The 14,548-nt window shown below is 62.2% G+C and carries 12 protein-coding genes; 8 read left to right on the plus strand and 4 right to left on the minus strand.

Going from position 1 to position 14,548, the window contains the following annotated elements:
- Nucleotides 1-219: 219 nt before the first annotated feature.
- From DLD99_RS28845 to DLD99_RS28880, 8 genes are read left to right on the plus strand one after another with little or no spacing between them, the layout of a single operon-like run.
- A complete protein-coding gene (locus DLD99_RS28845) occupies nt 220-1,134 on the plus strand; it encodes a GDP-mannose 4,6-dehydratase (RefSeq protein WP_114886493.1) in 915 nt (304 codons plus the stop codon).
- Nucleotides 1,131-2,102, plus strand: a complete 972-nt coding sequence (gene gmd / locus DLD99_RS28850; RefSeq protein ID WP_085708757.1) for a GDP-mannose 4,6-dehydratase — start codon at nt 1,131-1,133, stop codon at nt 2,100-2,102. The genes DLD99_RS28845 and gmd overlap by 4 nt, the downstream gene beginning before the upstream one ends.
- 3 nt (nt 2,103-2,105) lie before the next feature.
- Entirely contained in the window at nt 2,106-3,548 is a 1,443-nt protein-coding gene (locus DLD99_RS28855) for a mannose-1-phosphate guanylyltransferase/mannose-6-phosphate isomerase (protein WP_114886495.1), read from the plus strand.
- Nucleotides 3,549-4,346: an ABC transporter permease gene (locus DLD99_RS28860; RefSeq protein WP_114886497.1), complete on the plus strand. Its 798-nt coding sequence runs from the start codon at nt 3,549-3,551 to the stop codon at nt 4,344-4,346. It abuts the gene before it with no gap.
- On the plus strand, nt 4,346-5,599 hold the full coding sequence (locus tag DLD99_RS28865; RefSeq protein ID WP_114886499.1) for an ABC transporter ATP-binding protein: 1,254 nt from the start codon (nt 4,346-4,348) through the stop codon (nt 5,597-5,599). The genes DLD99_RS28860 and DLD99_RS28865 overlap by 1 nt, the downstream gene beginning before the upstream one ends.
- Nucleotides 5,596-6,963, plus strand: a complete 1,368-nt coding sequence (locus DLD99_RS28870) for a glycosyltransferase family 4 protein (RefSeq protein ID WP_114886501.1) — start codon at nt 5,596-5,598, stop codon at nt 6,961-6,963. Before DLD99_RS28865 ends, DLD99_RS28870 begins: the two co-directional genes overlap by 4 nt.
- Complete coding sequence (locus DLD99_RS28875; protein ID WP_114886823.1) at nt 6,947-8,077, plus strand: glycosyltransferase family 4 protein; 1,131 nt, start codon at nt 6,947-6,949, stop codon at nt 8,075-8,077. Before DLD99_RS28870 ends, DLD99_RS28875 begins: the two co-directional genes overlap by 17 nt.
- Complete coding sequence (locus DLD99_RS28880; RefSeq protein ID WP_114886503.1) at nt 8,078-9,208, plus strand: glycosyltransferase family 4 protein; 1,131 nt, start codon at nt 8,078-8,080, stop codon at nt 9,206-9,208.
- A gap of 4 nt (nt 9,209-9,212) precedes the next feature.
- On the opposite strand, the gene DLD99_RS28885 is transcribed toward DLD99_RS28880, so the two are convergent.
- The 4 genes from DLD99_RS28885 to DLD99_RS28900 form a co-directional block, all read right to left on the minus strand.
- Nucleotides 9,213-11,237, minus strand: a complete 2,025-nt coding sequence (locus DLD99_RS28885) for a 2Fe-2S iron-sulfur cluster-binding protein (RefSeq protein WP_114886505.1) — start codon at nt 11,235-11,237, stop codon at nt 9,213-9,215.
- Nucleotides 11,238-11,282: 45 nt separating this feature from the next.
- A complete protein-coding gene (locus tag DLD99_RS28890; RefSeq protein ID WP_114886507.1) occupies nt 11,283-11,909 on the minus strand; it encodes a glutathione S-transferase family protein in 627 nt (208 codons plus the stop codon).
- Nucleotides 11,910-12,013: 104 nt separating this feature from the next.
- Nucleotides 12,014-12,940, minus strand: coding sequence for a LysR family transcriptional regulator (locus DLD99_RS28895; protein WP_114886825.1), 927 nt, complete (start codon nt 12,938-12,940; stop codon nt 12,014-12,016).
- 115 nt (nt 12,941-13,055) lie between these two features.
- A complete protein-coding gene (locus DLD99_RS28900) occupies nt 13,056-14,462 on the minus strand; it encodes an amino acid permease (RefSeq protein ID WP_114886509.1) in 1,407 nt (468 codons plus the stop codon).
- Nucleotides 14,463-14,548 lie beyond the last annotated feature (86 nt).

Genomic DNA, 14,548 nt, shown 5'->3' on the forward strand with positions numbered 1-14,548 from the left:
CGTGAACCGCCCGGCGAGAAAAACCGGGCTACGCTGACGAGAACTGACCGGTCACGGTTTGGCCGGTTGAAATTGCTGCGCAATTGGCACAGATTGGCAGCCAAACAAATACAACAACGACTTCACCCGTCTTCCTGCCGCGTTTAAACACGGTCTGACAGACATTCCCCAATCAAGCCTGAGGGAAAAGGTGAGAGTTAAAGACCAAGGGGTCGCTGTTTGAAAAGAAGTCTGTTCATCACGGGTCTCAGTGGATTCGTGGGACAACATATCCAGTCGCGCCTGATGCTCGATGACTCGGCGTGGGAACTGCTGCCTGCCGCTTCACCTTATGACCTGACGGATCCGCAAAGCCTCGCCGACCTCTGGCCGCAATTGCCTGACGCCGTGATTCACCTGGCCGGTCAGACCTTCGTGCCTGAAGCGTTTCGCGACCCGGCCCGCACCTTCGACATCAATCTGCTCGGCACCCTGAATCTGTTGCAGGCGCTCAAGGCCAGAGGATTCAAGGGCCCGTTCCTGTACGTCAGTTCCGGCGACGTGTACGGTCAGGTCGAAGAATCCGCACTGCCGATCACCGAACAACAACCGCCCTGCCCGCGCAACCCCTATGCCGTTAGCAAACTGTCCGCCGAGTACCTCAGCCTGCAATGGGGCCTGAGTGAAGGCTGGCCTGTGCTGGTGGCGCGCCCGTTCAACCACATCGGTATCGGGCAGAAGGACAGCTTCGTCATCGCCAGCGCCGCACGGCAGATCAACCGCATCAAGCAGGGGCTGCAGGCGCCGCAGCTGGAAGTCGGCGACATCGATGTCACCCGTGACTTCCTCGACGTCGACGACGTAGTTTCGGCCTATTTCGCGCTGCTGGAAAAAGGCACGCCGGGACAGGTGTACAACATTTGCTCAGGCCATGAGCAAAGCATTCGCAGCCTCATCGAGCAGATGGGCGACCTGGCCGAGGTCGAGCTGCAACTGGTTCAGGACCCGGCGCGCATGCGCCGCGCCGATCAGCGTCGCGTTTGCGGCAGCCATCAACGGCTCGCCCGGACCACAGGATGGACGCCGCAAATCTCTATACAACAATCCCTGCGGGCGATCCTGTCCGACTGGGAGAAGCGAGTACGACAAGAATGACAAAAAGTGCATTGATCACAGGGATCACCGGTCAGGATGGCGCCTATCTGGCCAGATTGTTGCTCGACAAGGGCTACAAGGTTCACGGCCTGGTGGCGCGACGCAGCAGCGACTCGCGCTGGCGCTTGCGGGAAATGGGCGTTGAAGGCGACATCGTGTACCTGGACGGCGACATGGCCGACGCCTGCTCGGTGCAGCGCGCGGTCATCAAGTCGGCGCCGGACGAGGTCTATAACCTCGCCGCACAAAGCTTCGTCGCCGCGTCCTGGGATCAACCGGTGACCACCGGCATCGTCGATGGCCTGGGCGTGACTCACCTGCTCGAAGCCATCCGCCAGTTCAGCCCGCACACGCGCTTCTATCAGGCATCGACCAGCGAAATGTTCGGTCTGATCCAGGCCGAGCAACAGGACGAGAACACCCCGTTCTACCCGCGCAGCCCTTACGGCGTGGCCAAACTCTATGGCCACTGGATCACCGTCAACTACCGCGAAAGTTTCAACCTGCACGCCAGCAGCGGCATCCTGTTCAACCATGAATCGCCACTGCGCGGCATCGAATTCGTGACCCGCAAGGTCACCGACGCCGCCGCCCGGATCAAGCAGGGCAAGCAGCAGGAGCTGGCCCTGGGCAACATCGACGCCAAGCGCGACTGGGGCTTTGCCGGCGATTACGTCGAGGCCATGTGGCTGATGCTGCAACAGGACAAGCCTGACGACTTCGTGGTCGCCACCGGAGTGACCACCACCGTGCGCGAGATGTGCCGCATCGCCTTCGATCACGTGGGTCTCAACTACCGCGACTACGTGAAGATCGACCCGGCATTCTTCCGCCCGGCCGAAGTCGAAGTGCTGCTCGGCAATCCGGCCAAGGCTCAGCGGGTGCTGGGCTGGAAACCGAAGACCGACCTGGACACCCTGATCCGCATGATGATGGATGCGGACATGAAACGCGTCGCCAAGGAGTAGGCCATGCTGATCCCCGTGATTCTGTCCGGCGGTGCCGGTACCCGTTTGTGGCCGGTGTCCCGCGAGGGCCATCCGAAACCGTTCATGACCCTGCCCGACGGCCAGTCGCTGCTGGGCAAGACCTATCGGCGCGCCGCCGGTCTGCTGGACGGCTGGGGCGACATCGTCACGGTGACCAACCGCGAGTACTACTTCCAGAGCAAGGATCACTATCAGGCCGCGCGCCTGTCCCGGCATCGCGGGCACTTCCTGCTCGAGCCCACCGGGCGCAACACCGCCCCGGCCATCGCGGCAGCGGCCCTGTCGCTGCAAGCCCTGCACGGTGATGCAGCCATCATGGTGGTGATGCCCGCCGACCATTTGATCATCGACGAAGACGCACTCAAGCGTGCAGTCGAACACGCGGTCAACCTGGCGAAGGACGGTTATCTGGTGACTTTCGGCGTGGTGCCGACCGCCCCGGAAACCGGCTTCGGCTACATCGAGACCGGCGCGCCGCTGGATGCCCGAGGTGCGGCCAAAGTGCAGCGTTTCGTGGAAAAACCCGACCTGCAAACCGCCACTCATTATCTGGAAAGCGGCAACTTCCTGTGGAATTCGGGGATGTTCTGTTTCTCCATTGCGACCCTGATCGCCGAACTGCAACTGCACGCCCCCGAGCTGCTCGAACAGACCCGCGCCTGCATGGCGGCGAGCGAGCCGCTGGAAACCACCGGTTACCTGCAACAGGAACTCTCTCCAGCGTTGTTCGCCGAAATCACCGACATTTCCATTGATTACGCACTGATGGAGCGCTCGGAAAAGGTCGCGGTCGTACCTGCCGGTTTCGACTGGAGTGATATCGGTTCGTGGGGTGCGGTCGCCGCGCTGGTGCCGGCCGACGCCGACAACAACCGCGCCAGCGGTGAGGCAATCTTCATCGACAGCCGCAATAATTTCGTCCAGAGCGAAGGCCGGCTGGTGGCTGCTGTGGGCGTGGAAGACCTGATCGTCATCGATACCGCCGACGCCGTGCTGGTGGCCCACGCAGATCGCGCCCAGGACGTGCGGCGCGTGGCCAAGCAGCTCAAGGACAAATCCCACGAAGCCTATCGCCTGCACCGCACGGTCAGCCGTCCTTGGGGCACCTACACCGTGCTCGAGGAAGGCCCGCGCTTCAAGATCAAGCGCATCGTGGTCAAACCTGGCGGCAAGCTGTCCTTGCAGATGCACCATCACCGCAATGAACACTGGGTGGTGGTCGAAGGCATGGCCAAGGTCACCAACAACGGCAGCGGCACGACCCTGGTGGCGAAGAACGAATCGACGTTCATCGCCGCCGGCCACAAGCATCGTCTGGAAAACCCCGGTGTGATCGATCTGGTGATCATCGAAGTGCAAAGCGGCGAATACCTTGGAGAGGACGATATCGTCCGCTTCGAAGACCAGTACGGCAGGACGGTGTGAATGCTGCTTTCCCTGTATCGCTCGCTGCATGACTACCGGGGTTTCATTCTCGGCAGCGTGCAGCGAGAGTTTCAATCGCGCTACCGCAACTCGCTGCTCGGCGCTCTGTGGCCCGTGTTCAACCCGCTGTCGATGATCATCGTTTACACCGTGATCTTTTCCCACATCATGCGCACCCGCTTGCCGGGCGTGGATGACAGCATGGCCTACAGTGTCTACCTCTGCGCCGGTCTGCTGGCCTGGGGGCTGTTTTCTGAAATCACCCTGCGCAGCCAGACCATGTTTCTGGACAACGCCAATCTGCTGAAGAAAATCAGCTTCCCCAGAATCTGTCTGCCGGTGATTGTGCTCTGCAACGCGGCGATCAACTTTGCAATCATCATCGGCCTGTTCCTCGGGTTTCTGCTGATCACCGGGCGCTGGCCGGGCATGGCGCTGCTGGCGCTGATTCCCCTGATTGCGCTGCAAATGATGTTCTGTGCCGGGCTTGGCATGATTCTCGGCGTGTTGAATGTGTTCTTTCGCGACGTCGGACAGCTCTTTGCCATCTGCCTGCAGTTCTGGTTCTGGCTGACCCCGATCGTATACCCGATGAGCATCCTGCCGGAGTGGGTCCAGCGCCTGCTTCAACTCAACCCGATGACCAACCTCATCGGCAGCTATCAGAACCTGTTCCTGTATGGACACTGGCCTGTATGGAGTTCGCTGCTGCCGACGTTCATCGCCGCGCTGCTGATGTGCCTGATCGGCCTGCGGCTGTTTCGCCGGCGTGTCGGTGAAATGGTGGATGAACTCTGATGGGGCATATTCGTGTAACCGGCCTGGGCAAGGCCTACAAGCAGTACCCGACCCGCTGGAGCCGCCTGGCCGAATGGCTGATCCCGTTCTCCCCCCTGCGCCACCACCAGCACTGGGTGCTGCAGGATGTGGCCTTCGAGATTGCAGCCGGCGAGTCGGTGGGCATCGTCGGTGCCAACGGTGCGGGTAAAAGCACCTTGCTCAAGATGATCACGGGGACCACTCACCCCACCTGCGGCAAGATCGAGACTGAAGGCCGCGTCGCCGCATTGCTGGAGCTGGGCATGGGTTTTCACCCGGACTTCACCGGCCGCCAGAATGCCGTCATGGCCGGGCAGCTGCTGGGGCTGCAAGTCGACGAAATCGAAGCGTTGATGCCCGACATCGAACATTTTGCAGAAATCGGCGAGGCGATCGACCAACCGGTCCGCACCTACTCCAGCGGCATGCAAATGCGCCTGGCCTTCAGTGTCGCCACCGCGCGGCGACCGGACATCCTGATCGTCGACGAGGCGCTGTCGGTCGGTGACGCCTACTTCCAGCACAAGAGCTTCGAGCGCATCCGCAGCTTCCGCAAGGCGGGCACGACATTGCTGATCGTGTCCCACGACCGCTTCGCGATCCAGTCGATCTGCGATTCGGCCATCCTGCTCAAGGATGGCCACATGGCCATGTACGACAAACCGGAAGCCGTGCTCGATTATTACAACGCCCTGATGGCCGAGCGTGAGGGTCAGGTCGTGCGTCAGGAAAAGCTCGCTGGTGGCGAAATGCGGACCGTGTCCGGTACCGGTGAAGCCGCCATTCTCGAGGTGCGCCTGCTCGATGAACAGAATCGCTCCATCGATGCTGCCGAGGTCGGCCAGCCAGTGGTGCTGGAAGTGCAGGTCGAGGTACGCCGCGACATCGAACGGCTGGTACTCGGCTTCATTCTCAAGGACCGCCTGGGCCAGATGATGTATGGCATCAATACCCATCGCCTGGACAAGGCGCTGACGGACCTGCATGCCGGTGAGCGCGTGACCTATCGCTTTGCCTTCGTGATGGGCCTGGGCAAGGGCAACTACTCGGTATCCCTGAGTCTGTCGCGCCTGGACTCCCATCTGGATCGCAACTTCGAGTGGCGTGACTATGGCCTGGTATTCCATGTGATCAACAACCGGCATGAAGACTTCGTCGGTTGCTCATGGCTCGACGCCAAGGCCTCGATCACCCGCCACCCCGCCGCTGCATTGACCGAGCGCGCACCATGACTCGCCTGCTGGTCGAATGCACCCACGTGTTCCGGCACCCGAAAGTCAATTCGGGCATTCAGCGGGTGGTGCGCAACGTCATCAAGCAATTGCCGCCGAGCGCTGAAGGGGTCGAGTGTGTGCCGGTGGTGCTGCTCAAGGGCAAGCTGTACCGCGTGACGCGCCTGGCGCCACTGGACTCGCCGCTGTTCAACGCCATCGTCACGTTCGGCGAGCGCCTGGAACGGCTGGCCCATCGCTTCTGGCAATGGCATCAGCGCCTCGACAGCCGTTGCCGGAGCAAACTGCCGCGACGGGCGCTGTACGTCGGCTATCGCCTGACGTCTTTCGGCCTGTTCGGCATCCCTCTGCGGCTGGTCGAGCAGGTCAACCGCTATCAGTTGCCCCAGCGCTGCGAGCCTTTGCAACACCGGCCGGGCGATCAACTGGTGTTGCTGGATTCGTCCTGGCACTCGGACTTTTTCCTGCATGCCGAACGGCTCAAACGCGAAGGCGTGGGCATCGTCGCAGTGATCTACGACCTGATTCCCCTGACCCACCCACAGTTTTACGACACGCGGCTGGTGCAGGTTTTCAGTGAATGGTTCGACTGGATTACCCGCACCGCCGACGGCTACCTGGCGATTTCCGCCACGGTGCGCGATCAGGTTCGCGAGGAAGTGCAGCGCCGCCTCGGTTCGGCACAGGCCGAGAAACGCTGGTTCGACTACTTCCACCTCGGGTCGGAACTCGATCTGCAAAGCGTCGAAGCTGCCGTCGAACCGCGTCTGGAACGCTTGTTCGCAACGCCAGAGCCAGTGTTCCTGATGGTCAGCACCATCGAACCGCGCAAGAACCACGACTATCTTCTGGATGCCTTCGAACGCGCCTGGGCAGCCGGCTCGAATGCGCGTCTATGCATCGCCGGACGCATCGGCTGGAAGTGCGACGCCCTGCTCGCCCGGGTGCGCAACCATGCCGAACTGAACCGGCGCCTGTTCATGTTCAACGACCTGAGCGACACCAGCCTGGAACACGCCTATGCCCATTCCAGCGCCTTGGTGTTCCCGTCGTTCGTCGAAGGCTTCGGTCTGCCGCTGGTGGAGGCCATGCAGCGCGGATTGCCGGCCATGGGCAGCGACATTGCGGTGTTCCGCGAGATCGGCGGCGAGTTCATGGCCTATTTCGATTTGCACGACCCGCAACAGCTCACCGAGCTGGTCATGGCATTCGAGCGCAGCGGCCAATTCCCCGCGGCCCGCGATGTGACCGACTGGCAATGGATCGGCTGGCGCGAAGCCAGTCAGCAACTGGCCGAACGCACCGCACGCCATGTGCTTCAGGCGCCTGCGGCGCAAGCGAGGTCCCATGCGCATAGCCCTTAACGCGCGGATTCTCCAGGCGCCGCGCACCGGGATCGGCCATTACGTTGCCGAACTGGTGAACGCCTTGCACGCCGAGACCGATATCGACGTGGCGCTGTTCCACGGCTGGGGCTGGAGTTCGCAGCTGCCGGAGGCGGCAATGCCCGGCTACTCGCGCCTGACCCCGATGCTGCGCAAGATCCCCGGTGCCTACCAGGCACGCCGCTGGCTGGAGCAGAAACGCTTCGATCAGGGTCGTACAACCGACATCGACCTGTACCACGAACCGAGCCTGTGGCCGCTGGCCTTCGACGGCCCGACCGTGATCACCCTGCACGACCTTACGCACCTGCATTTCCCGGACACCCAACCGCAGGCTCGGCTCAGGGAAATCGAGCGGCGACTGGCCGACGGCCTCCAGCAGGCGCGGGTTATTCTGACCGACTCGCAAGCCATCGCCGACGAAGCCCAACGATGTTTCGGGCTGCCCGCCGAGCGTTTCGTGGTGGCGCCCCTGGGTGTCGCCGAGCGCTTTCATCCGCGCGAGCCGCAAGCCATCGACGCGGTGCTCAAGACCCACGCCGTGGAGGCACGGGAATATTTCCTGTGCGTCGGCACGCTGGAGCCGCGCAAGAACCTGAGCCTGGCCCTGCGCGCCCACGCTCTATTGCCGGAAGCCGTGCGCCAGCGCTTCCCGCTGCTGATCGTCGGCATGGCCGGCTGGCAGCGCGAACAGTTCAGTGAGGAATTGCGTCAGGCCCTGGCCAGCGGTCATGTGTGCCTGCTCGGCTACTTGCCGGATGAGCAGGTCGCACAATTGCTGGCCGGCGCCCGGGCGCTGGTTTTCCCCTCGTTGTATGAAGGTTTTGGCCTGCCGGTGCTGGAAGCTATGGCCAGTGGCACGCCTGTGGTGGTCACCCGCTCTTCGGCAATGCCAGAAGTGGCGGGTCCCGCCGGTAACTATATTGAAGCTGACGACGCAGACGGCCTGCGAGATGCGCTGAGCCGCCTGATCGACGATCAAGCGCATTGGCAGGCATGCCGGGAAGCCGGATTGCAGCAGGCACGGCTTTTTTCCTGGAAGCGTTGCGCGCAGGCCACGGCCGGCGCCTACCGCCAGGCTTTGGGAGGTTGAATGCGAGTTCTTCATTTTTTCAAGACGTACCTGCCTGACTCGGTCGGTGGCATCGAGCAAGTGATCTTCCAGCTCTGCGAAAGCGGCACCCAACACGGTATCGAAGGCCAGGTGCTGACCCTCAGCGCCAATCCCGAGCCGGCGGTGCTGCAACTGGGCCAGCACGAAGTGCATCGCGCCAGGCTCGACATCCAGTTCGCCTCTACCGGTTTTTCCTGGAGCGTGTTCAAACAGTTTCGCGAACTGGCCGCGGAAGCCGACGTGATCAACTACCACTTCCCGTGGCCGTTCATGGACCTGGTGCATTTCGCCAGCGGCATGAACAAACCGAGTGTGGTGACCTACCACTCGGACATCATTCGCCAGAAGAACCTGCTCAAGCTCTACCGTCCGCTGATGAACCGCTTCCTCGCCAGCGCCGACCGGATTGTCGCGGCCTCGCCGAACTACCTGCACACCAGCGATGTGTTGCAGCAGTTCCAGGACAAGACCCGCGTCATTCCCTACGGTCTGAACAAGGCCGGTTATCCACAGCCCGACGCCGAGCGCATGAACCGCTGGCGCCAGCAGCTTGGGGATAAGTTTTTCCTGTTCGTCGGGGTGATGCGCTACTACAAGGGCCTGCACATCCTGCTTGATGCCTTGAAAGACGTGGACTACCCGGTGGTGATCGTCGGCGCCGGCCCGCTGGAGCAGGAACTGCACGCTCAGGCAGCGGCGCTGGGGCTGCGCAACATCCATTTCCTCGGGCGGGTGAGCGATGAAGACAAGGTCGCCCTGCTGCAACTGAGCTACGCCATCGTCTTCCCGTCGCACCTGCGTTCGGAAGCGTTCGGCATTTCCCTGCTGGAAGGTGCGATGTACGGCAAGCCGATGATCTCCAGCGAGATCGGCACCGGCACCAGCTACATCAATATCCACAACGAAACCGGGCTGGTGGTGCCGCCCAGTCATCCACAGGCGTTTCGCGAAGCGATGCGCACCCTGTGGGAAAACCCGGCCCGTGCCGCCGAAATGGGCATCAAGGCTGAAGCCCGTTACCGGCAGTTATTCACAGCCGATGAAATGGGCCGCAAGTGGACGAAGCTGTATCAGGAACTGCTGGAGGAAAAGGCGCTGTCCTACGCCTGATCCCCTACAGATCCAGCACCAGCGGCTGGGCACTTTGCGCCGGCACCGCACAGCAGATCAGCACTTGTCCTTCCTCCGGCACTTCGGCCGGGGGCTGTGGATAATTCACTGCGCCGCTGATCAGCCGCGTCTTGCAGGTGCCGCATGAACCTCCGCGACAGCTGAACTCGGGGCGCAATCCACGGCTTTCCGCCAGCTCCAGCAGACTTCCGCCCTCGGGCTGCCACCGCGCTTCCTTGGCCGAACGTTCGAAGACCACCGGCACCGAAGTGGTGGCAGCCGGCAATTGTTCGATCACGACGGCATCCGGATCGGCCTGACGCTTGAGGGTCGAAGGGCCGAAGGTTTCGGCGTGGATCTGGTCGTCACGCACGTCCAGTTCACGCAGGCTGTCGTAAAGGCCTTGAGTAAAGCCGCCGGGGCCGCAGAGCACAAAGTCGATCTGATCAAATTCGTCGATAAGGTTCCTCAACAAAGCACCGTCGATGCGCCCGTGGAGGTCGTAATCCTCGCCTTCCACCAGATCGGGCTCGGGCTGGCTGAGCAGGCGCAACACCCGCACCGCCTCGCCGGCGTCCTCCAGCAAGCGGTCCAGTTCCGCGCGAAACGGTTGGTCGGCAAGGCTGCGAGAACTCTGGATCAGCCAGGTCGGACGAATCCGCCGGGTGCGCAGGCCCTGATACACCACCTCGCGCAGCATCGACAGCAACGGCGTGATTCCGACCCCGGCCGCCAGCAGCACCAAGGGCCGGCGCTCCAGCGGCGCGACGGTGAAATGCCCTTGAGGCGAACGCGCCTCCAGCACATCGCCGACGCGCACCTGATCGTGCAGATGCGTCGATATCCGCCCTTCACGCTTCACGCTGATCCGGAAGAAGTCGTCCGACGGCGCACCCGAAAGACTGTAAGTGCGGATGAACACTTCACCATCGAGAGTGAAACGCAGTGGCAGATGTTGCCCAGCCTGGAACACCGGCAAACCGGCACCGTCCACGGGTTCGAGATAGAACGAACGAATGTGCTGGCTCTGCGCTTCAATCCGCGTCACCCGCAGCGGCCGCCAGCTGTCACCCAGAGCCTGCGCCTGCAAACGCGCGTCGGCCTGAGCCCAGGTCCCGGTCAGCAGACTGGTCGGCGACATACCGTCGAAGCGCCAGCGCAGGGCCAATGCACCTGGACGCCTCACCACTTTTTCCACCTCGAACGTCCACAACCGCTCGGCGCCCTGGAAGGCTGCGATTTGCGGTCCTTCAAGAATGACCTCGGTGCGGCCGCTGAGCTGCAGCACGTCGCCTGTGGAAAAGTCGATGAACAGCAAGCCGGCCCGGGGATTGAGCAGCAGGTTGCCGAGGGTGTTGAAGTGCAGGTTGCCGGCAAAATCCGGGATGGTCAGGCGATTGCCCTCCACCCGCACGAAACCGGCCTGGCCGCCACGATGGGAAACATCCACCGAGCGCTCGCCGTCGACATCGACGTAGCTGGCGACGAAGAAAGTGTCGGCCGTTTCAATCAGCGCGACCGCCGCGTCATCAAGCCCGTCGAAGTGCTCGGCGCGCCGGGTCTGCGGATCCGTCAGCGGGACCCGCTGGAATTGGCGCAACTGAATGTACTGCGGGCAATTGCCGAAGGACTGATCGACCGTCAAATCGAAACCGCTCGCGCCAAGATTGCCGATGTGGCCATTGAGACGATTGCGCCGACGGGTGTGCAACTCGATGCCAAGCAGACCAATGGCCGCGCCGGCCTGCAACTGCGCCGGGTCATCGGCGGCGGGCAGGCTGTCGAAGTGCAATTGCGTCGGCTCGGGAGAGTGAGCGAAACCCGGCTCGCCCTCCAGCACGCTGGCCCACGGACGGCCATCGGCATCCACCGCGCCGAACAGCATGAACGGCAATTGCTGATAGAACTGACGGTGCTGATCCGGCATCCAGGTGCGAATCACCTTGCGACCGAATTCCTCCATGCGCTCGGCAACACCGACCTGCGCTTGCAGTTGTCGCTCGCCGGCGTGCCAGGGTGAACGTTCCATGACGACCTCTCCCCCACGCCAGCGGCGCAGTCTGGACGATGAACCTCAAGCCGTGGCTTGCAGACCGGCAACGGTGCGTGGCATCGCGACGAAACCGGGCAATGCTTCAATCCGCGCCAGCCAGGCGCGCACATTGGCGTAGTCGTCCAGCGACACATTGCCTTCCGGCGCATGGGCGATGTAGCTGTAGGCCGAAACGTCGGCGACGGTCGGTTCGTTGCCGACCAGGAACGGAGTCTTGCCCAGTTCCAGATCCATCACCTTGAGCAGGTTGTGCGCACGGGTGATCGCTTCGTCAGCGTTGAGTTTTGCCCCGAACACCGTGACCAGCCGCGCCGCTGCCGGGCCAAAGGCAATCGGGCCGGCCGCTGCCGACAGCCAGCGCTGGACGCGCGCTGCGCCGACCGGATCGCTCGGCAGCCAGCGACCGTTGCCATACTTCTGCGCCAGATACACCAGAATCGCGTTGGAATCGGCCAGCACCACGCCGTTGTCATCGATGGCCGGTACTTGCCCGAAGCTGTTGATCGCCAGGTATTCGGGTTGTTTGTGCTCGCCCTTGGCCAGATCGACAAAGATCAGTTCGGTCGGCAATTGCAGCAGTGACAGCATCAGCTCGACCCGGTGGGCGTGGCCGGAACGCGGGAAGTTGTAGAGTTTGATCGCTTGCATGGTCGACTCCGCTGGACGTTTGCGTCGCCCGAAATGGGCAACAACCGTGGCAGCCATCTTCCACCTATCTTGAAAACAACAGAATCACCAGCAAACGCAATCCATTATTTCTCTGGATGAAATAACGCCGCGTTTTTCAGGGCCGGATGTTCGCGCAAGGCGTTCACGGCGTAGTCGACAAAACTGCGCACCCGGGTCGGTGCCTTGCGCCCGCCCTGATACACCACATGGATTGGCAGCGGCGGCAACTCGTACTCGGCAAGAACGATTTCCAGCTCACCCGAGGCGATCTTGCTCGCGACCTGATAAGACAGCACCCGGGTCAGCCCGAGCCCCAGGCAAGCGGCAGTAATTGCCGCCTGATTGCCGGTGACCACCAGTCGCGGCTCGGGGCGGACGACCAAGGGCTCACCGTCCTCCAGAAACGGCCAGTTGCGCAGTTGACCGATGGACGAGGTCGCCACCACGGGCGCGCCGGCCAGTGCCTGTGGATGGGTTGGCCGACCGTGAACGGCAAAATACCCCGGCGAGCCGCAGATCACCCGGCGCACCTCGCCTACCCGGATCGCATGCTGGTTGCTGTCCGGCAAATCACCGATGCGGATCGCCACATCCACACCTTCCTCGACCATGCTCACCACGCGATCCAGCAACAAGGCGTTGATGGAAACGTCCGGGTATTGCGTCAGATAACCCGCCATCACCGGTGTGACAAACAGCTCGCCGAACAGCACCGGCGCCGTCACCGTCAATTGACCACGGGGCTGGGTGTGGCTGCCGGCGGCGGAGTCTTCCGCTTCCTGCACCTCGGCAAGAATCCTCCGACAGTCTTCCAGGTAACGCTGGCCCGCCTCGCTCAGATGCACGCTGCGGGTGGTGCGGATCAGCAACTGCGTACCGATCCGCTGCTCCAGCGCCGCCACCGCCCGGGTGACGCTGGCCGCTGACAGCCCCAAGCGCCGCGCGGCAGCGGAAAAGCCCTGTTCCTGCGCAACGGCCGCGAAGACCTGCATTTCCTGGAAGCGATCCATGGTGTCCTCGGAGTGGATGAAAAAATCGCAGCAATTGCTGCGATTCATCTGTGATTCGATTCCGGTGCCTGCATCCCGACAACGCGATGCAGACCCGGAATGTTTCCCGATCAGATCAGGACTGAGAAACCGGCTGATCGCCGGTCACCCGTGCAGCCTGCCCGGCCGCCGGCTTGACCCACGTCAGATACGCCAGCACCAGCAACCCGATCCAGACCACGCCGACAATCAACGCTGCCTGAGTATCCGGAAAGTAACCCAGCACGCCGAACACGAACAACATGAAAGCAATCGCCGCCATCGGTGCATATGGCCAGAACGGTACCGGAAATTTCAGTTGCGCCACCTGCTCAGGCGTCATCGAACGACGCATGGCCACCTGGGTGAACAGAATCATCAACCAGACCCACACCGTGGCGAAGGTCGCGATGGACGCGATCAGCAGGAACACGTTTTCCGGGATCAGGTAGTTCAGCAACACGCCCAGCAGCAGCGCGCAGCTCATCACAATCACCGTCAGCCACGGCACGCCATTGCGCGACAGGCGCGCAAAGCCTTTCGGTGCATGCCCTTGCTGAGCCAGGCCGTACATCATCCGGCCTGCACCGAAGATGTCGCTGTTGATGGCCGACACCGCCGCCGAGATCACCACGATGTTCAGAATGGTGGCCGCCGAGCTGATGCCCAGGTGGTCAAAAATCTGCACGAACGGGCTGCCCTGACTGCCGATCTGCTGCCACGGGAAGATCGACATCAGCACCAGCATCGTCAGCACATAGAACAGCAGGATGCGCATCGGCACGGCGTTGATCGCCTTGGGCAGCACGCGGTGCGGGTCCTTGGCCTCACCGGCAGTCACACCGATGATCTCGATGCCGCCGAAGGCAAACATCACCACCGCAAACGAGGCGATCAGGCCGCCCACGCCATTGGGCATGAAGCCACCCTGAGTCCACAGGTTGCTGATATCGGTCGCCTGACCGGGAGCGGTGCTGATGCCGAACAGCATGATGCCGAAGCCGCCGAGGATCATCGCGACGATGGCCGCGACCTTGAGCAACGACAGCCAGAACTCCATTTCACCGAAGACTTTGACGTTGCACAGGTTCAGCCCGCCGACCACCGAAACGATGCCCAGCACCCAGATCCAGCGCGAGACTTCCGGAAACCAGAAGCCCATGTAGATGCCGAACGCCGTCACATCGGCCATGCCGACAATGACCATTTCGAACGCGTAGGTCCAACCGAGAATGAAGCCCGCCATGGGGCCGAGATAGGTGCTTGCGTATTGCCCGAACGAGCCGGCGACCGGGTTGTGCACCGCCATCTCACCGAGGGCGCGCATGACCATGAACACCGCCGCGCCACCGATCAGGTAAGCTAGCAGAACCGCAGGACCGGCCATCTGGATGGCCGAGGCAGAACCATAGAACAGCCCGGTACCGATCGCCGATCCCAGGGCCATGAAGCGAATGTGTCGGGCCGAGAGCCCGCGTTTCAAACCTTTTGCTGACTGCTGCATTTTTCGTCCTTATTTATTTTTATTCGACGCAAAAATCGAAACGCCAACAGGCCGGCCTCCACGCAAAGTGGAAGACAGCCTGTTGG

The organism is Pseudomonas kribbensis (genome assembly GCF_003352185.1).
Classification (GTDB): domain Bacteria; phylum Pseudomonadota; class Gammaproteobacteria; order Pseudomonadales; family Pseudomonadaceae; genus Aquipseudomonas; species Aquipseudomonas kribbensis.